The organism is Rhizobium sp. P2_G2, from assembly GCF_056403555.1.
This window is the reverse complement of sequence record NZ_JBFUFF010000111.1, coordinates 1-19,867: the sequence shown is the minus strand read 5'-3', so window position 1 is coordinate 19,867 and position 19,867 is coordinate 1. Positions and strand designations below refer to the sequence as shown.

Below are 19,867 nucleotides of genomic sequence, written 5' to 3'. Positions count from 1 at the left end.
CTCCACGGTGAGGCCGATTGGATGAAGATGCAGGACGCGGCAAAGCTCTTTCCCGACAACGGTGGCATCGTCATCGGCGAACGCTACCGGGTCGACAGAGACAGCGCGGCAGCGCGCTCGTTCCGTGCCGACAACGCCGAGACCTGGGGCGCCGGCGGCAAGTGGCCGCTGCTGTGCTTCGACGGTTCGTTCGGATCCTCGCACGGCATCGTGTTCGCCGGTTCCGGCGGCTTCAAGACGACGTCCGTGACAATTCCGACGGCCCTCAAATGGGGCGGCGGCCTTGTCGTCCTCGATCCGTCGAATGAGGTGGCGCCGATGGTGCTTAAACAACGCAAGAATGCTGCGCGCTTCATTCGTATTCTCGATCCGAAGGAACCGGAAACGGGGTTCAACGCGCTCGACTGGATCGGTCGCTTCGGCGGGACGAAGGAGGAGGATATCGCCTCGGTCGCATCGTGGATCATGAGCGATAGCGGCGGTGCGCGTGGTGTCCGCGACGACTTCTTCCGCGCATCGGCCTTGCAGCTGTTGACCGCGCTGATCGCCGACGTCTGCCTGTCCGGTCACACCGACCAGGAGCACCAGACCTTGCGTCAAGTGCGTTCCAATCTGGCCGAACCCGAGCCGAAACTGCGCGAGCGGTTGCAGGAGATCTACGACAATTCGAACTCGGACTTCGTGAAGGAAAACGTCGCCGCCTTCGTCAACATGACACCGGAAACCTTCTCCGGCGTGTACGCGAATGCGGTCAAGGAAACGCACTGGCTATCCTACACCAACTACGCCGCGCTCGTATCGGGATCGACCTTCTCGACCGACGCGCTCGCGGACGGCAAAACCGACGTGTTCATCAACATCGACCTGAAGACGCTGGAGACGCATTCCGGGCTCGCCCGGGTGATCATCGGCTCGTTTCTCAACGCGATCTATAATCGCGACGGCGCGGTGAAGGGTACGGCGCTCTTCCTCCTCGATGAGGTCGCACGCCTCGGCTACATGCGCATTCTGGAAACCGCGCGTGATGCAGGCCGCAAGTACGGCGTCACGCTCACCATGATCTATCAGTCGATCGGCCAGATGCGCGAAACCTACGGCGGCCGCGATGCGTCGAGCAAATGGTTCGAGAGCGCGAGCTGGATATCCTTCGCCGCGATCAACGATCCGGACACCGCCGACTACATCTCGAAGCGCTGCGGCATGACCACGGTGGAGATCGACCAGGTCAGCCGCAGTTCCCAGTCGAGGGGATCGTCACGGACGCGGTCGAAGCAACTCGCAGCCAGACCGCTGATCCAGCCCCATGAAGTCCTGCGCATGCGCGCCGATGAGCAGATCGTGTTCACGGCCGGGAACCCGCCGCTTCGCTGCGGCCGCGCGATCTGGTTTCGGCGCGAAGACATGAAGGCGTGCGTCGGCACGAACCGGTTTCACAAGATCGGAAAAACGCTCGAAGCCTGACGGATCCGGCCGGCGCGCAGTGCAACGAGCAAGGCTGATCCGGGAAAATGAAGAGTATCGGAGAAATCAGCATAGATGGGGTAATCGGCTTCGTGCCCCATCCTCGCCAACCGGAAAGGAAGGAGAGCGCTGCACTTCGAGCTGATGATAAAACGCGGTCTGTACGAAGCAGCCGCAAGCATCAGAAAGTGAAGCGCAGCCATGAATCATTACGCCGGCCTCGACGTCTCTGTCAAAGAAACAAGCGTTTGTATTGTCGATGCAAACGGAAAGATCTGCCGCGAGAGAAAGGTAGTCTCTCATCCGGAGGATCTGGTCGCCATCCTGAGTGATCCCGCGTTTAGTCTGGAACGAGTTGGCCTCGAAGCCGGACCAATGTCTCAATGGCTGTTCGAAGGGCTGGCGAAGGCCGGCCTTCCGGTATTCTGTATCGAGACACGTCACACAAAAGCGTTCCTAAAGGCTCTGCAAACGAACAAGAGCGACCGCAACGACGCACGCGGCATTGCCCACATGATGCGGGTCGGCCTTTTCAAGGACGTACACGTGAAGACGCTTACGAGCCAGAAGCGCCGCGCCTTGCTGACGGCTCGCTCGCTGTTGCAGGAAAAGGCGATAGCTTTCGAAAACGACATGCGCGGGCTGCTACGCAATTTCGGATTGAAGGTCGGCCAGGTTTCAGGGGGCAAGTTCGAAGAAAGAATTCGCGAACTCGTTGAGGCGGACCCCGATCTGGCAGAAATTATGGAGCCTTTGCTCGCTGGGAGACGCAAGCTGCGCGAAGAATTCGCCAAACTGGAGAAGAAGGTTCTCCAAGAGGCGAGGAATGATAAAATTTGCAGGCGGCTGATGACGGTTCCGGGGGTTGGGCCGGTTGTCTCGCTTGCCTATGTCTCGACCATCGACGTTCCCAGCCGGTTCCGCCATTCGCGGGCAGTGGGAGCCGTACTGGGGCTTACTCCTGTGCTGAACCAGTCCGGTGAAAGCAACCGGGTCGGTCATGTTTCTCTCTGCGGAGATGCCATGATGCGTGTGCTTCTGTATGAGGCGGCACAGACGATGCTGACGCGTGTGGTGAAGTGGTGCTGGCTCAAAACATGGGCGATGAACATCGCCAAGCGGCACGGCAGAAAGAAAGCCACCGTTGCATTGGCGCGCAGGCTTGCCGTGGTGATGCATCGAATGTGGGTGGACGGCTCAGAATTCCGCTGGACGCGGGAGGAGAAGACCGCCCCGGCGGCGGCATAATCCAGTTCGGCAAACAAGGCGACTAAGGGAAGAAGAATTCAAAGTTCTGCCAGGCGGCGGAAGACGTCCTTCGCGGACGATGGTGATGTGAGTTCGTGGCGGCGCTTATACCGATGAAACCTCATCAGGATGCAGCATAGATTGGACCACATCATCTACTGGACCCCATGATGGGAGGGCTGTGTGCCGATCCCGGAGAGAAGCACGGGCCGCGAAGAGGCGTTGAACGTCGCATAAGTGGAAACTTGAAAAGGGCTTGACCTTAACACGCCGATTAGAGAAGTGGCCGCCCAACGGGCGGGATTTCGGGAATTCTCGTCGGTAGAGTCGAGGAAGGGCGCGGTGGCCGGCCCCTTGCGAGGCTCGCTCCGTTTCCCTTCCCCGCTCATCAAACCGGACGTGCGGATTTCCCGCATCCGGCGGCCGGCGTCACTGATATCGCAATCGAGCCCTTCGATGCTTGCGTTCCCTTTGGCAAGGGCGTGACGCGGGACACGGCGATCGACGACGCGATGAAGATGGCGCTCGAGGTCGGCCCGCTACCGCGCGCTCGCTGATCAGCCCCACGACATACGCGCCCGCGCCTCGGCTGCGGTTCGTGCCGCCTTCGCGGACCACCCCGGCGAGCGGTCGGTGATGATTGACGGTCGGCATGGATCGTCACCGCGCGCAATCCGCTATGACCGCAGTTGGCACGTCGGAGACCTGAGGTCTCGGCTCGTCTTGGCCCATTGCGGATATTGGTCATACCGTGGACCTAGGTATTGCAAATAACGTTCGCACTCTAGGCGGCCGCGGACATCGCAAGGGCCCGTTCTCGAAAACTAGCCACGGAACCACCATCCCGCTTCCGACCGGYCCGAGTCTCCTGTGGCGTGCATCCCATGAAAGCCTTGTAGACCTTGGTGAAGTGAGAATGGCTGACAAACCCGGAGGCAACCGCGACGTCGATCAGTGGGATCATGGAGTTTTCCAACAGGGAATGCGCACGTTCGATGCGGAGCTGTCTATAGAATATGCTTGGGGTCATTCCGATTTGAAGTTGGAAGAGCCGTTCAAGATGACGGCGGGTCACCCCGGAGGAAGCGACGAGTTCCTTCATGCTCAACGGATCGGCGACCGTCCGCTCCATGAGCTTCACGACCGGAAGCAGCGGCGAGGATATTCTCTCCAGACGCATGTGCAGCGCCATCGCCTGTCGGTCGGCTCGACCGCGGACCCGACCTTGAAGGGCGATCTCATTGATCGAGTCCCGCAGGTCCTGGCCAAAGTCCTGTTTGATAATTTCGAGAACTAGATCGAACGAGGCCGCTTCGCCTGCGCACGTGTGGAGGAGCCCGTCGATCTCGAAAAACGCCCTCGAGAACACCACATCGGGGAAATTCTCGACGCTCGACCCGAACATGCTCCAGTGCACTGCGCAACGGCGACCGTCGAGGAAACCGTGTTCCGCGAGCATGAGCGCGCCGCGGCCGATGCCGGCCACAGAGCCCCCACGCGTCAACGCCTCTCTTGCCCACGCGATCAAACGTGCTGGAAATGGCTCTCGTCTGTCTCCAGGCAAAAGTGCAAGAAAGCGCGTACGGTCGTGCGCCTTTGTGTTCCGCGCCGCCTCGATATCACGGTCGACCAGGAGGCGCAGCCCACAGCTCGTGTGAACCGACGAGCCCCGTTGAGCGACAATCTCCCAAGAATACGCTCGGTGGCCCAATACCTCGTTGGCGATCCGCAGCGGGGCGGTCAGGGAAGTGAACGCGAGCAGGGAGAAGCCATCAGAAAGGAATATGCTGAAGTGCCGGCGCAAGGTCGAGAGCACTGCGATACCTCCATATCTACCGTTTGAGAGCGCCGCCGAGGCCACCACAAGGAGTGAGCGGATCGGACAAGCCGACAATCATCTGCGACCGGCTGGTTAACCTGCAAGGTCTGGATAAGAAAGGAACCCGCCGATGGCGGGTTCGGAAACATCGACGTCGGCCTATGCCGGATCGGCGTTTAGCCGAGCCATGGCGGCGGGCCTGGTCGCCGCTCTGATGGCCCCAATGATGCCAGCGATGAGGATCAATGACGGGAGCGCGATCGCCAGCGGGCCTGGTGTGCCGGTCAGGATGTCGAAACCAGAAATCCCGAAGTAGGCGACCACGGCAAAGCCGACGGTCGCGAGAGCCGGCATCACCTTGGTCTTGATGGGCTGGTTTGGTTCAAGGGTCGGGTTCTTGGCGAAGTACGCAATGACGGCGACCGAGACGAGCGTCATCAGCACGATGATGCAGATCACCGCGATGTTGGCGACCCATGCGAAGAGGGTGAGCAGCGGGTTGAGGCCGGCGATCGCGAAGATCGAGATGACTGCGAGAGCGATGATCGTTTGGACGACGGTGCCGCGGTGAGGGCTCTGGTGGGTGTCGTGGGTTCGTCCAAGCCAGGAAGGGATCATGCCTTCTTTGCCCAGGTAGTAGAAATAGCGGGCGACGTGATTGTGGAAGGCGAGCAGGCAGGCGAACACGCTGGTCACGAACAGGACGCGCATGGTGACTGCCAGCCAATTGCCGACATACTGGTTCGCGATGTTGAAGACGAACTGGATCGGGTCACCGAGAGCCTGAATCTGACTGACGATCGTCGAGGTTCCGGCGGCTTCCACAATCCAGATCGTCGAGATCGAGTAGAAAGCGCCAATCAGAAGTACTGCGGCGTAAGTGGCGCGGGGAATTGTCTTGCGCGGTTCCCTGGCCTCATCGCTGTAGAGGGTGGTCGCCTCGATGCCGATGTAGCAGCCGAACGCGAAAACGAACGTCACGCCGAGGGCCGACGTGCTGGGCATGCCCGTGAGCGACAGCGGAGCAAGGTCAAACCCTCCCGGGACGCCCTTCAGGACGATCGCGAGGTCAAGGATGAGGATAACAGCGAATTCCGCCAACACCAAAATTCCAAGTACCTTGGCCGAGAGGTCGACGCGGCGGTAAGCAAGCACGCCGATCAGCGCCGACGCGCCGAGGCTGAATGCCCACCAAGGCACATCGAGGCCTGTGAATGTCTTGATGAGGTCGGTGCAGACCGGACCGAACATACCGGACATGCCGATCTGCATGCAGTTGTAGCCGAGCAGGGCGATCAGAGCGGCAGCGCCACCCAAGCTTTTGCCGAGACCCTGAGTGATAAGCGTGTAGAACGCGCCCGCATTTTGCACGTGTCTGGCCATGGTCACATACCCGACCGAGAAGATCAGCACCAAGACCATCATGAGAATGAAGGCAGGTACGATGGCGGTTCCGTTCCCGAACAAGATGGCGACTGGGAGAACCCCCGCCATGTTCGTGAGTGGTGCTACGGCGGACACAACCATGAGCGTGATGGCGGCGACACCGAGTGCGCCAGCCCGCAAGCCACGATCAGCCGGCTCCTGAATTTGTGACATCAAAATTCCCCTTAGCTAGAGTGTCTCGGTGTATTGGTTCATTATTATCACCAATGGTTACTTATCATGTGAAAAATTTTGAGGATGTCAAGGTAGTTTCGTTTAAAACATCCAAGATTTCCAGCGGGTTGAGAGGCATGTCGTGCCGGAAGGAGAAACGTGAAACGCCGCGGCGAGACGACTCTCCACGGTCGATTTGCTAGGGAAGTTTCGCGGCTACGAACCTCCGATCGCGGCCGTCTCTACAGTCCATGTTACGCCGTCGTTTAAGCCCGGGTGGCTCAGGCAGTGGACAGCTCCCTTTTGGCGCGAACGATGTTGGGGTGCGGCTCCGCGCCGATCGCCCTCGAAATCTCGATGGAAGCGCCAACGACGAGATACGCGGCCTTGCGCTGCAGCTCCGGCGTCATCCTCGAGGCAACGCCCGCGATCGCGACCGATCCGAAAGAATAGCCATCGGAGGAGAATATTGGCGAAGCGACACCGCTTGCTTCCGCCTCGAAGGAGCCTGGCGCAAGAGCGTATCCGCGTTCACGTATTTGCTGGAGATGATCGCGCAAGTCGGCCGCGCGGACCGTCGTCTCCGTGTACCGGGGCAGATCATCCGAGAGCAGCGAGTCCTGCTTGTCCTGGGAAGCGAACGAGATATATGCCAGTCCTGACGCAGAGGCATGGAACGGCAAGAGCTGAGAAGGGTTGACCCACACCCGGGTCGAGCGCTTGGGTTCGGTCACGGCCACCGTGATCATCGCTTCGTCGGTCGCCAAAGTCGCGTGGGCGGTCTCCTCGATTTCCTCGGCGATCCGGTCAAGTACCGGGCGGATGAGTTCGATCAAGGGGAAGCTTGCCTCCCGGACACGGGCTAACCTCAGCACCGCGATTCCCAATCGGTACTTTTTGGTCTCCGCATGTTGTTCGATGAAGCCATTGCGGATCAGTGCCACCAGAATCCTCAGAGTTGTCGCCTTATCCATTTTCGCCTTGCGCGCGAGGTCGCTCAGCCCCCATTCCGGTTGTTGCACCGTGAAGAACGAAAGCAAAAATAGTGCCCTGTCCACACTCTTCATCATCTGGGCAGGCTCTGCGGATTCGGGTTTCGCCACGATTTTCTCTCCGTGCTTGGGTGCTACTTGACAGAAGTCCGAACGTATTGCAAGATTTTAGAAACGCTGGTGATAATAATGAACCGATTGTCGCCAGTCAACTCAAAATTCACAATGCGCTTCGCGATTGTCCGAAATTTTCGGACGCCAGCCGGAGACGGCGAATGCGCAGAAAACGAGGACAATAACCCAAATGGACGAGTCGGAAATCGGCCGGCTCCGGGACGCTGCAGTTCCGGGGGATAGATCGCTTGTTGCCAAAGGGTTGGTGAGGGCCGYCCCTGGTAAACCCGTTGACGTAATCTCGCTCTCGCCCCGTCGCATGGTGGGAGGCGCAGCCGGATTTTGGGCTGACCGCTGCCTCCGTGCGCCGACCATGGACCCGCACAGCCGGATTGAACCGTATGGGTGCGGAGCGGACGTGTCCACGTCTGTGCCGCACCAATTCCTTCACCTCAAAACAGCATGGATTAAGCTCTGATGTCTGCCGCAACCGAAAAGCATTTGCCCGAGAAAGCACCGGTGGTCGTGATCGGTGGGGGTATCATCGGGGTATCCTCCCTCTATCACATCGCGAAGAAGGGGGTGGAGGGGGCGGTCCTCATCGAGCGCAAACAACTTGCCAGCGGGACGACCTGGCATGCCGCGGGTATCGTTGGGCAACTTCGGGAATCCGGTGCGCAGACCGCCTTGTCGAAATACACCGCTCGCCTCTTCACTGAACTGGAGGGTGAGACCGGGCAGGCGACCGGGTACAAGCAGAACGGCACCTTGCACCTCGCACTTTCCGACATCCGCATGGAGCAACTCCTGCGAAACCACGATCATGCGAGGAGGATGGAGATCGAGAGTCATATGCTGTCGATCCCGGAACTGAAGGAATTGTGGCCTCTCGTCAGCTACGAGGGGGTGAAGGGTGGTTTCTTCGTGCCTTCCAACGGCCAGGTAAATCCGCTGGATGTCACGCAGGCCATGGCGCGAGGCGCGAAGAACAACGGGTCCATGATATTCGAAAACACCGTGGCGATCAAAATCCTGACGAGGAACGGCCGCGTCGTCGGCGTCGAAACCGATAGAGGTGTCATTGCCACTGAAAAAGTACTGCTCGCCGGAGGCATGTGGTCCGCCCGCTTTGCCAAGAAGCACGGGGTGACCGTGCCGCTTCACGCTGCGGAGCATTTCTACATTGTGACCGAGGCCGTTCCTGACCTGCCTCGCACTTTGCCATGTCTCGTCGTCCAGGAAGAGCGCACCTACTGGAAAGAGGATGCTGGCAAGCTCCTGATCGGCGGCTTCGAGGCCAGGGGCAAGGCGTGGGCTCAGGACGGCATTCCCGAAGACTTCGAATTCGATGAACTGCCTTTCGACATGGAACACGTCGAACCCGTCCTCGAAACCATCTTCGCTCGCATGCCTGCGCTCGCCGAGATGGGCATCAAGACGTTTTTCAACGGACCTGAAGCCTTCACTGTTGACGGTCGTCCGTATTTGGGCCCTGCGCCTGAAATGCCCGGCCTCTATCTTGCGACAGGGATGAATTCGAACGGGATTCTGAACTCGGGCGGCGTGGGATACACCATGGCCGAGTGGCTCACCGACGGCTATCCCAGCCGCTCCATGAGCTCGATGCTGGCCTCGCGTGCGCATCCGTTCCAAGCCAACACGAGGTACAATGTCGACCGTGTCGGTGAATCGGTCGGTTTTCACTACGGGATACATTGGCCTGGCCGACAGATCGAGACCGCTCGCGGTGTGCGACGTGTCCCTCTTCACGACAAGCTTTCCGCCGCCGGTGCGGTTTTCGCAGAGCGCATCGGCTGGGAAGTTCCGATGTTTTTTGACAATTCCGGCGAAGGCTGGCAGGACAAACCTTCGATCGGCGAGCAATACTGGTCGACGTCGGTTGCCGCGGAATGCGCCGCTGCTCGTGACGCGGCGGTCATTCTGGACCAGTCGATGTATGGGAAGCTCATCGTGCAAGGTCCCGACGCCGTGAGGGCGTTGAACCATGTGTGCGGTGCCCAGCTCGATGTTTCCGTTGGGACGTCGGTTTATACGCAGTTTCTCAATCCACGGGGGGGAATCGAGGCTGATGTCACCGTAACCCGGATCGCTTCGGAACGGTTTCTTTTGGTCACGGGACATCCAAGCCAGGTTCGCGACCACGCCTGGATCGAAGCGCACGCCGACAGGTCTTGGCGGTTCGAAGTCTTTGACGCGACTTCAGCGTATGCGCTGCTGACGTTGCATGGCCCGAATTCGCGCCATATCCTTGGATCGATCTCCTCAGACGATCTGGGTAACGACGCGTTTCCCTTCGGGGCTGCCAGAGAGATCGATCTCGCTTATGCCCGAGTTTGGGCAATTCGACGATCGTTTGTCGGCGAGCTCGGCTATGAATTGTTGATCTCGACGGAGTTTTCGCATGGGGTCTACGAAGCTCTGATCAAGGCCGGGAAACCGCATGGCCTCCGCCATATGGGCATGTTCGCCATGGGCAGTTGCAGGTTGGAAAAGGGCTTCAGGCACTTCGGCCATGACATCGGCGAAGACGACACGCCGTATGAAACGGGCCTCGGTTTTGCCGTCGATCTGTCGAAATGCGATCCCTTCCTTGGACGGGAAGCACTTGCCAAGCAGAAGGCGGACGGTGTGGCCACGAAGTTCCGTACGGTCTCGATCGCCGTCGACCAGGCGGACGTGAAGAACGGACCCTATCTCATTCACAATGAGCCGATCTGGCTTGGTGATCGACTCGTAGGCCATGTGACCTCCGGAGGCTGGGGGTACCGACTTGAACGAATGATTGGATTGGCCAGCCTCCACAACGAGGAGGGCGTGTCGAAGACGTGGTTGGACGAGGGATGCTTTGAGGTCCAGATCGCCGGCCGGCGGTATCCGGTCACCGTCCAACTTCAACCGCTCTACGACGCCAAAGGCGAGCGCATGCGTAGCTGACGAACTCCAAAAAAACGAGCGGGAACTAACAATGGAAGACAGCAAGTCAATCCTCATCGTAGGAACCTACGACACCAAGTCGGACGAGCTTCTCTATCTTGAGGAGCGCATCCGCAGCCAGGGTGCTAAAGTCATCGCGATGGATGTCAGCGTACTGGGCGAGGCCAAGGTCTCTACGAAGATCAGCAAGTTCGAAGTAGCGAATGCGGCTGGATCGACGATCCAGCAGGTGATCGAGTCGGGCGATGAAAACAGCGCCATGCAAATCATGGCCGCCGGAGCGAGCTTGATCACATCCAAATTATTCGCCGAGGGTAGGATCGACGGTTTGATTGCCATGGGCGGTACCATGGGGACCGACTTAGCACTCGACTGCGCAAGAGCGCTGCCCCTCGGCGTCCCGAAATATGTGGTCTCGACGGTATCCTTCTCGCCACTCATCCCGGCAGACAGACTTGCCCCGGATGTCCAGATGATCCTGTGGGCGGGCGGGCTCTACGGATTGAACTCGATCTGCAAGTCGTCACTCAGTCAAGCCGCGGGGGCGGTGGTCGGCGCTGTACGCGCCGTCGAGCCTCCGAACAAACAACGCCCTGTCATCGGAATGACGAGCCTTGGCAGTTCGTGCCTGTCATACATGAAGCGCCTGAAGGAGCCGCTCGAAAAGCGCGGCTTCGAGTTGGCGGTGTTCCACGCGACCGGCATGGGAGGCATGGCCTTCGAAAACCTGGCGTCGCAAGGATACTTCGCCGCAGTCATGGATTTCGCGCTGCCCGAATTAGGCAACCTCCTGGTAGGATCGATCATCAACGGTGGGAGGGACCGACTTCTTTCGGCCGGACGGAAGGGCATACCCCAGCTGGTCGCACCGGGATGCGTCGACTTGATCGACTTTCCGGCTTGGCAGGGCGTGCCAGAGCGTTTCGCCGACCGACCTTACCACGCGCACAACAGGCTTATAGCTTCCGCGGCCCTCAACCCGGAAGAACGTCGCCACACCGCGCGCGAAATCGTCGACCGATTGGCGCAGGCGACGGGTCCTGTGCATCTCGTTCTTCCGATCCTCGGCGTCGAGGAATGGGACCGTGAAGGACAGCCAGCCCACGACCCCGAGGGTTTCGCGGCCTTCTTGGACGAGATGCGAACCGTGGCGAAAGATCGCGTCCAGATGACCGAGATCGACGCGCATATCAACGACGCCGCCTTCGCCGACGCCGTCCTCAAGATTTTCGATGAATGGGTCGCTGCCAAGATCATAAGAAGGACCACGGCATGACAGTACATCCCAATCCGGTGGATGCCCGATACGCGGTGTTGTTTGAAGCCGTTCGAATTGGTCCCAAGATCGCACCGAACCGCTTCTTCGCCGTCCCTCACGCCACAGGCCATTCTCCCCTGATGCCCAACGGTTCTATCGGCATGCGCGCGATGAAGGCGGAGGGCGGGTGGGGCACCGTCTGCATGCAGCTCGCGGAAATTGACCCGTCATCCGACATCTCAAATCTCCCGATCGAGAAATTCTGGGACGAGGTCGATGTGCGTAGCCATGCTCGCCTCACAGAGAAGATTCGGGAGCACGGGTCTTTGTCCGCCATCGAGATCGCCCACAGTGGTCTGCGATCCCGCGGTCTCGCCAACGGGTACCCCGTGCTCGGTCCTTCGAGCCTGCCAGTGCTCAAACCTGAGGTGCCCGTTCAAAGCAAGGCGATGGACAAGAGCGACATCGCGGCTTTGCGCCGGAGCTACCGCGCGGCTGTCCAGAGAGCAAAGGAAGCCGGGTACGACATCGTCTATGTCTACGCCGCGCACGACGCCTCGGTTCTCTGGCATTTTTTGACGCCTGTCTACAACCACCGAACAGACGAGTATGGAGGCAACTTCGAGAACCGCGTCCGCCTTCTCAGGGAGGTGTTGGAAGACGCCAAGGAGGAAGCGGGAGACGACATCGCCGTCGCGATCAGATTTGCTGTTCATGAGCTGTCGGGCCCCAAGGCGATTCTGAATACGGGCGAAGGGCGTGACGTCGTCGAGCGTCTCGCCGAAATACCCGACCTGTGGGACGTCAATGTCGCCGGATGGAGCCGTGACTCGGGGACCTCGCGCTTCGATCCCGAAGGCTCGCAGGAGGAGTTCACCAGTTTCGTGAAGAAGGTGACGACCAAGCCCGTCGTCGGGGTAGGGCGCTTCACGTCAGCAGACGCCATGGTCAGCCAGATCAGACGCGGCGTTCTTGATCTCATCGGTGGTGCTCGTCCGTCGATCGCCGACCCTTTCCTGCCTCGCAAAATTCGGGAGGGCAGGATAGATGAAGTTCGCGAATGTATCGGCTGCAATATTTGCGTTGCGTCCGACGCCTATTCGATCCCCTTGAGATGSACGCAGAACCCCACCATGAGCGAGGAGTGGCGGCGCGGGTGGCACCCGGAGAAGATTCCGAAAGTAGCCGAACCTACCAATGTTCTCGTGGTTGGGAGCGGTCCCGCTGGCCTGGAGTGCGCCCTCACTCTCGCTCGCGCGGGTCACACTGTGACGATCGCCGAGAAGGCGAYGGAAGCCGGAGGGAGGGTCTCGAAAGAGAGCCGCCTCAAAGGACTGGCGGCTTGGAGCCGCGTTCGCGACTACCGCCTCTATCAACTCCAACAGATGGGTAACGTGGCGATTTTCCTCGGCAGCGAGATCGGCGTCGATGTCGCTCGCGAGTTCGAGCCAGACCACATCTTTGTCGCGACAGGCTCGTCGTGGCGGAACGACGGCTTGGGAAGGAGTCGATATTCGCCCGTTCCCGGATTTGAAAGCACCGTCTTGACGCCCGACGACATCCTCGACGGCCGCGAGGTCGATGGTCCCATCATCGTCTACGACGATGACCACTATTACATGGGCAATGTGATTGCGGAGCACCTGGCTGCGCGAGGCGTCGAAGTCCATCTGGTCTGTCCGCTGCCGTCAATCGCTGCCTGGATGGGATACACACTCGAACAGCCTCGGGTTCTAGCCGCGATGGTGGAGGCGGGCGTGCGGATGTATCCAAACACGACGGCTGTCTCTTGGAGCGGGAACGTGCTCACTGTGAAACGATCGGACACCGATGAGCCACTGCGTTCGATAGAAGCGAAGGCGTTGATCTCGGTCACCGCTCGGTCTCCGAACACCCACCTTGCCGACGAACTCCGRCTGGCCGGGCTATCCTGCTCCCTGATCGGGGACGCGTTGGCTCCGGGGATCATTCAATCGGCAGTCTTCTCAGGACATCGCGTTGCCAGAGAATATCTCGGGACCGAACCCAGGGATGGCATCTTCAGGCGGGAAGCCCCAATCCTGTTCATTTGATGGACGTCCGATGAGCACGATCGACAAGGCTCTTCACATGTTGGATGTGCTGTCCCGCTTGTCGGGCGAAGCTGGGCTGACGGAGCTAGCCGAGCTTGCGTCAATGGACAGCGCGACGGCAAGGCGCTTCCTTTTGGCGCTGGAGCGGCACGGTTACGTCGAACATCTCCGTGGGGATCGAAAGTACAGGCTGGGCGCAGCGCCGCTGCGTCTTGCGCGGATAAGGGAAGACCGGTACCCGCTGTTGAGGAGCGCCATCCCTTACGTGGACAGACTGGCAGAAGATGTCGGCGAGACCGTCCACCTGTCGGAGTATAACGGTCGCTCGCTGTCCATAGTATATTTCCGAAACTCGACACAGGCGAACCGGGTGGCGGTCGACGTTGGGAGTGATCTTCCGTTGCACGCCACTGCTTCGGGCGTGGCTTTCCTCGCGGCGCAGCCGGACCAATTCGTCGACGACGTTCTGTCGTGCCAACTTCTAACGTACACAGAACACACGGTGACTGCACCGGAACTGATCAAGAGGGCGGTTTTCGATGCTAGGGTGGCGGGATTCTCCTGCAACAAACAAGGACTCGATGTCGGCGTGATCAGCACTGCGGCCGCCTTGACTGGATCGGGCGGCAGCTGCATTGGAGCGATATCGATAGCCGCGCCCGTCGAACGAGTTTCGGAGACCAAGGTCTTGGAGTTTGGGAGCAAAGTCGGCAGAGCGGCAAGGGAGTTGTCGACCGTCATTTGTGGGGACAAGAGATCGAGCGGCACTGACCCCGCGCAGAGCTCCAGACCTCGGCGGCGTTCCTGCTGATCATGAACGCTCTGCGCCTCCGGGCGGAATGACCGCAATTGGCGCAAACCGGAAGCGATTGGGTCCCGCCGCGAGAGGATCGTCACCCGAACTAACGGAGACCGTCTGCGGGCTTCGTGAGCGTAGCGAATAGAGCCGTGCGCCTATACGATATCCACAAAATCATCACCGATATGAATCGATCCATGCCCACCGATTCATAAGTGTCGTTGGACGAGATTGCCGACATCGACGATTCTGGGCTCATGATCTCACAGCCCTATCACCTTTATGTCGAACGCTCCGATGTATCGAAAAACATGGCCCGCTACTACGCCATGTCGATCGAGCCGAACCTGTTCGGGGACATCTGCCTGCTGCGTAAATGGGGCCGGATCGGAACCAAGGGACAGATGATGGTCCATCATTTCGGCCGGGAGGAGGAAGCGGTCCGTCTGTTCCTGGATCTGCTCCGGCAGAAACGAAAGCGCGGCTACCGCCCGCGCCCTCCATGTCAATATGAAATGGCCCGTCGGAGCGGCCAGGAAAGCGCTTCACCGGCGCCGGTTCCAGTCCGTCTCGAAGCTATCTAACCTCGATTTCACGCGGACCCGGAGGGAACGCGACCATACCCGGCGGAGCTGCCCGGGGAGCGTCGAGGGGCAAAATCCCTGACAGCCGGGCGGCCGGTCGATCCGGCCGGCCGGCTCATGCGCCAAAAAAGTTGGCCGCCTCAAAAGATCCCATGAGGAATAGCCAGCGCTGCGGTCTGTGGCAAAATCGGCTGGCTTTAAACTCCACGGAGATGACYAAGATGCCAGCAGATAAAACGTATACACCCGCCGCGATCCGGATGGACCTTGGCGCGATCTTTGTCTCACTAGAACTTAGCAAGTCGACCTGGCTGATGACGTCGATTGCGCCAGGCAGCGAGAAGATGTCACGTCATAGCATGCCAGCCGGCGATATCACCGGCCTGCTTTCTCGCTTGATCGAGCTGCGGAAGAAGGTCCTTGCGCGCGAGGGCGAAGCATATCCGTTGATTGTGGTGCAGGAGGCTGGCCTTGACGGCTTCTGGATAGACAGACAGTTGAACCGCGAAGAATGGATCGAAAGCCACATTGTCGACGCCGCCTCGGTTGCGGTTTCGCGTCAACATCGTCGAGCCAAGACCGATCGGCTAGACGGAGAGAGTTTGGTTCGCACGTTGATGGCTTGGAAACGCGGCGAGCCGCGTGTTTGTTCTATGGTGAGGGTTCCGACATACGAACAGGAGGATCAACGACGGATTGGACGCGAGCGCAAAACGCTGATTGCGGAACAAAGCCTCCATGTTAATCGCATAAAAGGATTGCTCTTCAACCAAGGCATCCGCGGCTACGAGCCGCTGCGCCGTGACCGTCGTGAACGACTTGATGATCTCCGGACAGGTGATGGACGCGCTTTGCCTTCTCATCTCAAGGCTCAGGTTGTTCGCGAAATCGAACGCCTGGAACTGCTTTTGCAACAGATCAAGAGCGTCGAGGCGGAGCGCGACGCCATGTTGAAGGCCCAAGCCGAGCAAACACCAGAATTCGGGGCAACGCTTCTCAACCTCAGAGGGATCGGCTCAGAGTTCGCTGCGGTCCTCCATGCGGAAGGCCTTTTCCGCAGCTTTGACAACCGCAGGCAGATTGCTGCCTACGCAGGTTTGGCGCCATCACCATGGCAGAGCGGCACGATTGACCGCGAGCAAGGAGTGTCGAAAGCAGGAAACCCGAGGCTGCGAACAACGATGGTCCAGCTTGCCTGGCTTTGGCTTCGTCATCAGCCTAATTCGGCGCTCGCCCGTTGGTTTCAGCAACGAGTGACGCACGACGGCGGGCGGCGTCGCAAGACCGCTATCGTGGCATTGRCACGGAAGCTTTTGGTCGCGATCTGGAAATTCGTCACCGCGGGTATCATCATCGAGGGTGCCGTCATGAAGTCTTCGTAGTGGTGAAGCTGAATATCCTTTACCAGTTGTGATGCTATTCCTATCCTCAGGCCCCGATCAGTCCTGAAGGATCCAGGCGAACGGACCGGAGCCGCCCGTGGCTTAACCACCGATCAAAAGAATGGTCCCGTTCACCTGAGCCCTGTGCCCGCCGAATGCGGGATATTGGTGCAGCCACCTGGAGTGGCGACCGTATGTGAGGTTGATACGGCTCAGGAACAGAGCTGCGTTATCGAATTGGGCTCAAGCCTTGGATGTAGAGTAGGATTAGCACGAGCTACCGGAAAAAGGATATTGACACCTCATTCCTCATGTGAGGGCGGCTCGGCTTCAATGGCGCCCTCCTGCTCAGCCAGCATGACAACGAGATCGGCCTTAGCGAGTTCGAACTCCACCTCGATCTGGCGGCGTTCGGCAGTATCGTATGCGTTCCTGAGTTCGGCCCGCAGTTCCTCGATGTGTTGTTCGATGGTCATCGTCTCATCTCCTTGATTTCGTGAAAGACGACGATCGGCGGCGGGACGGGATGGCGGGGTCAAGGATCGCGCGAGCGACCGCCAGCGGCGGCGAGTGGGGGAGCCGATTTTGTTGGAGTGGAGGGCACCGAAGCGGAGGCAAAATTGGGGGTACCGCTCGTCCTTGAGGCCGCCATCCCTTCCCGGCAAGATAGACGGATCTGAGCAGACATCCCACCCCACCGTATCGCGACCGGGAAGCAGGGACGGGCTCGATGCCCGGCTCCTGCTTCAACAACAGGCAACGGAGAGGCCCCGCCTTGGCGGCGGGACCTCGGGGCCAATCAGGCGTCCCGCTTCGGGCGGTTCCAGACCAGGCTGTACTCGCCTTCCTTTTCGGCCGGCCACAGCGCCGCGTTGATGGGGGCGGGGAAGCTCGGGTCGTCGAGCTTGACGGAGATGTAGGGCTCGCCGTCGGTCGAGATCTGGTTCCAGGCAGCGCCCACTTCGGCAGCACCTGACATGATGCGGAAGTCGGGAGCGTCGCGGGAGGTACGCTCGATGGGGTTGAGGCGGGCCTTCATGGAGACCGTGAGGGTACGGACGTTGCCGGTGATTGCGTTGCCGTTGGTGGTGAATTCGCCGATGATAGCCATTTTCGAGGTCCTTCCGGGTTGTTCGGGTCGCGACCATCGCGACCTCGATGGCTGTCGAAGGGATCGGGGACGATCGGACCGCACCCTTGGGCCGGAACAGCGTGGAGGGCAGCCGGGACATGCTTTTTGTGCTTCGCGATGCAAAGCGCGCCTGCGCGCGGCGGAAAAAAGCAGGGCACGGCTGTTGCGGGAGGACGATCGAGGCGCAGCCGCTCTCCGATCAGACATGCCACATCGAGGACGTGTTGGCCGCGCCCTGTCGGTCGAACCGGGAGGGTATCGGGAATGGCGGGTTTCTCGGTGCACACCTCAACAGGCTTGGGATGCGATCTTTGGCGACGTCGTTGGGAGCCTCGATCACCGCGCGGTTCGCAATCGCCGTCTTGCCACCGCTGGAACGAACCCTTGCGGCAGGCCGATGCCGGTGCCGCCGGCGTCATGAGCGCCTCGACCTCGCCGAGACAGTCGAGCCGCGACGCTCACAGGATCGTATTCCGTGCCCTGCTGTCCCACTCCGATGTGGTGCGTTGGCTGACCGAGGGCGAGGCCGTCATGCTGTCGGGCACGGCGCACCCGGCACCGCGCCGATCTCCGTTTCCTGCGCGAAGGCGGTCTTTCCCGCGTCAAAATCCGGTCGCCAGTGTGCTAGATGCGGCCACCCGTTTCAGACGCCGCACATGCCCTCGCACTCATTGCCGAACAAATCGAGCTGGCCGTGGTCGGCAGCGGTCGAAAGGTCCACCTGATCCAACGGCACTGCGGAGCGGTGAAGAAATACCTCGCCCCGGATGCCGCGCAGCCCTGTCCGAATTGCCCGGTCGACCGCGATTGCTTCGGTCCACGCGGCAGGATCATGGTCGCGGTTATCCCGCCAGCGGCGATCATCATGGAAGGGACATCCGATGCAGGCGGATTTCGGCGGCTCCGGATATTCGTGCCGCCGCAACCAAGCCAAGCAATCGCGTCTCGTCAAGCGCCGCTCGATGAGCGGCCAGCGATTGATCTGCCAGGCTTCGCGGCTTGGTTTCATACGAATGATCTCGCCGAGCGAAATGCCGATCCATTGCTCGACGACGGGATAATTCGGGGGGCGCCGGCGCGTGAGTCCAGCCAGTTCCCGGACCTTTCGTCGTATGGGGACGATCTTGTAATCCGTCGTGCATTGCCGGCGGATCATCCCGATTGAGACCGCCTCCGCGCCAGCACGACGTGATCCAATCACAACGATCTGGCCGTCCTCGCCCGCGTCGACGACCGGAGTGACCGAACCCGCCGGCGTCACCGTGCGGGTGAAGGCCGGGATCGTGGCCCACCGGCCTCCGGTTCCAGCGTTGAGGAGATCGTCGCGGATGCTGCCTGCCGAAACGCGATGGATGGGGAAGGGAAGAACGTTGCCGGAGGCCAACCAGTCCAGATGCTCGTAGACGGCCTGCGGCTCCCAGCCGGTGTCGGCGAATATGGCGCAGTCCGGCATCGGACCGATTTCGCAATGCGCGGCCATCAAAGCGAGCGTGGTGGATTGCACACCGGCGCCGAGCGATAGAACGCGCAGGCGGATCGAGGAGGTGGGCTCCACCTCCTCCGAGTTCGTCGGAATGTAGAGCATCAGATGTGCTCCTCGAGGTCCCCCTCAAGCCAAAGGCGCAGGTCACGGCGCATCCGTCCGATGGGTCTATTGATCTCGACGACACGGGCCTCGGCTATGACATGCCCGTGTTCACGGAACAGGCCCACGAGGTGCCGCATCACATCGAGACAGAGATGTCCGCCGACCAGAGCCACCTCGGTGAAGGGACGCCTCGCCAAAGCTGTCATGCTGCCGATATGCATGCCCGGATGCTCGCTATCCGGCATCACGCGGCGCTGACTGCGAGGGCGGGGCCAGCGTGTTCCGAGCCCGCCCGCCTTCATCGCCGCGGCGATCGTTTCGGTCATGCGCACGCCGTAGATTTCGATCGGCGTCTTGGCCTCTCGAAACCCGAGATGGGCCGAAAGAAACGCGACTTGTGCCTTTTCGCCAGGCGCGAAGTGTCCGCCACAGCGGACCATCATAGCGATCGATCGCCGGCATATATTTTGGACCGTCGCGTTTGGTCGCGGAGCAGGCAAGGATCAGCAGGCGGGAAGAAGGAAGAACGGCCATCATGCAGCCTCCCGCTCTTCGGAGACGGCAGGCTGCAGGCTGTGCAGGTAGGCGACGGCGCGCTGAGCATGCGCGGCCGCCTGGAAGATCGCCCGCTTATCGTCCGAAAGTATCGTCAACCAGGATTGAAGGTACGAGGCGTGGTCCGGTCGCGGTTGCAGTTCGGGAGCGATGCCGAGATCGGCGCAGAGAAAGCAACTGCCAAGCTCCGCAATCAATTCCTCGCGGGCTCGTTCGGTCTTGTCCTTGGCATATCGGCTCAGGTCGCGTCCGACGCGGAAGGATGGCGCCGTCCAGTGCGTTGCTTCATGGCTGAGCGTGGCCACGTAC

At 60.2% G+C, this 19,867-nt stretch carries 15 protein-coding genes and 2 pseudogenes; 9 read left to right on the top strand and 8 right to left on the bottom strand.

Annotated elements, in window-relative coordinates:
• The 3 genes and pseudogenes from traG to AC1D06_RS36510 all read left to right on the top strand — a co-directional run.
• A partial coding sequence (gene traG, locus AC1D06_RS36520; protein ID WP_477990557.1) for a Ti-type conjugative transfer system protein TraG occupies positions 1-1,461 on the top strand: 1,461 nt, incomplete at its 5' end.
• 201 nt (positions 1,462-1,662) lie between these two features.
• On the top strand, positions 1,663-2,709 hold the full coding sequence (locus AC1D06_RS36515) for an IS110 family RNA-guided transposase (protein ID WP_477877348.1): 1,047 nt from the start codon (positions 1,663-1,665) through the stop codon (positions 2,707-2,709).
• 416 nt (positions 2,710-3,125) lie between these two features.
• Positions 3,126-3,392, top strand: a pseudogene (locus tag AC1D06_RS36510) (SAM-dependent methyltransferase); the annotation flags it as partial.
• Positions 3,393-3,493: 101 nt separating this feature from the next.
• Here the strand turns inward: AC1D06_RS36510 and AC1D06_RS36505 are convergent.
• The 3 genes from AC1D06_RS36505 to AC1D06_RS36495 form a co-directional block, all read right to left on the bottom strand.
• Positions 3,494-4,525 carry a GlxA family transcriptional regulator gene (locus AC1D06_RS36505; protein WP_477990556.1) on the bottom strand — a complete coding sequence of 344 codons (1,032 nt, stop codon included), beginning with the start codon at positions 4,523-4,525 and terminating at the stop codon, positions 3,494-3,496.
• A gap of 162 nt (positions 4,526-4,687) precedes the next feature.
• Positions 4,688-6,127 (bottom strand): APC family permease, encoded by a 1,440-nt coding sequence (locus tag AC1D06_RS36500; RefSeq protein ID WP_477990555.1) that lies wholly within the window; start codon positions 6,125-6,127, stop codon positions 4,688-4,690.
• Between the two features lie 281 nt (positions 6,128-6,408).
• Positions 6,409-7,230 (bottom strand): IclR family transcriptional regulator, encoded by an 822-nt coding sequence (locus AC1D06_RS36495; protein ID WP_477990554.1) that lies wholly within the window; start codon positions 7,228-7,230, stop codon positions 6,409-6,411.
• Between the two features lie 480 nt (positions 7,231-7,710).
• Between AC1D06_RS36495 and AC1D06_RS36490 the strand changes: the two genes are divergently transcribed.
• The 6 genes and pseudogenes from AC1D06_RS36490 to AC1D06_RS36465 all read left to right on the top strand — a co-directional run bounded on the left by AC1D06_RS36490 (position 7,711) and on the right by AC1D06_RS36465 (position 16,283).
• Positions 7,711-10,188 carry a GcvT family protein gene (locus AC1D06_RS36490; RefSeq protein WP_477877352.1) on the top strand — a complete coding sequence of 826 codons (2,478 nt, stop codon included), beginning with the start codon at positions 7,711-7,713 and terminating at the stop codon, positions 10,186-10,188.
• A 31-nt stretch (positions 10,189-10,219) separates the two neighbouring features.
• Positions 10,220-11,464 carry a Tm-1-like ATP-binding domain-containing protein gene (locus tag AC1D06_RS36485; protein ID WP_477877353.1) on the top strand — a complete coding sequence of 415 codons (1,245 nt, stop codon included), beginning with the start codon at positions 10,220-10,222 and terminating at the stop codon, positions 11,462-11,464.
• Entirely contained in the window at positions 11,461-13,518 is a 2,058-nt protein-coding gene (locus tag AC1D06_RS36480) for an oxidoreductase (RefSeq protein WP_477990553.1), read from the top strand. Before AC1D06_RS36485 ends, AC1D06_RS36480 begins: the two co-directional genes overlap by 4 nt.
• A gap of 10 nt (positions 13,519-13,528) precedes the next feature.
• Positions 13,529-14,329 (top strand): IclR family transcriptional regulator, encoded by an 801-nt coding sequence (locus AC1D06_RS36475; protein WP_477877355.1) that lies wholly within the window; start codon positions 13,529-13,531, stop codon positions 14,327-14,329.
• A gap of 245 nt (positions 14,330-14,574) precedes the next feature.
• Positions 14,575-14,814: pseudogene (locus AC1D06_RS36470) on the top strand (WGR domain-containing protein); the annotation flags it as partial.
• 308 nt (positions 14,815-15,122) lie between these two features.
• Positions 15,123-16,283 carry an IS110 family RNA-guided transposase gene (locus AC1D06_RS36465; protein WP_477990552.1) on the top strand — a complete coding sequence of 387 codons (1,161 nt, stop codon included), beginning with the start codon at positions 15,123-15,125 and terminating at the stop codon, positions 16,281-16,283.
• 302 nt (positions 16,284-16,585) lie between these two features.
• Here AC1D06_RS36465 and AC1D06_RS36460 read toward each other — a convergent pair whose 3' ends face one another.
• The 5 genes from AC1D06_RS36460 to AC1D06_RS36440 all read right to left on the bottom strand — a co-directional run.
• A complete protein-coding gene (locus AC1D06_RS36460) occupies positions 16,586-16,759 on the bottom strand; it encodes a hypothetical protein (protein WP_477877357.1) in 174 nt (57 codons plus the stop codon).
• 323 nt (positions 16,760-17,082) lie between these two features.
• On the bottom strand, positions 17,083-17,394 hold the full coding sequence (locus AC1D06_RS36455) for a DUF736 domain-containing protein (RefSeq protein ID WP_477877358.1): 312 nt from the start codon (positions 17,392-17,394) through the stop codon (positions 17,083-17,085).
• 664 nt (positions 17,395-18,058) lie between these two features.
• Positions 18,059-19,000, bottom strand: a complete 942-nt coding sequence (locus tag AC1D06_RS36450; RefSeq protein WP_477877359.1) for a hypothetical protein — start codon at positions 18,998-19,000, stop codon at positions 18,059-18,061.
• Positions 19,000-19,443, bottom strand: coding sequence for a hypothetical protein (locus tag AC1D06_RS36445; RefSeq protein WP_477990551.1), 444 nt, complete (start codon positions 19,441-19,443; stop codon positions 19,000-19,002). Before AC1D06_RS36445 ends, AC1D06_RS36450 begins: the two co-directional genes overlap by 1 nt.
• A gap of 93 nt (positions 19,444-19,536) precedes the next feature.
• The coding region (locus tag AC1D06_RS36440) for a zincin-like metallopeptidase domain-containing protein (RefSeq protein WP_477990550.1) at positions 19,537-19,867 on the bottom strand (331 nt) is incomplete at its 5' end.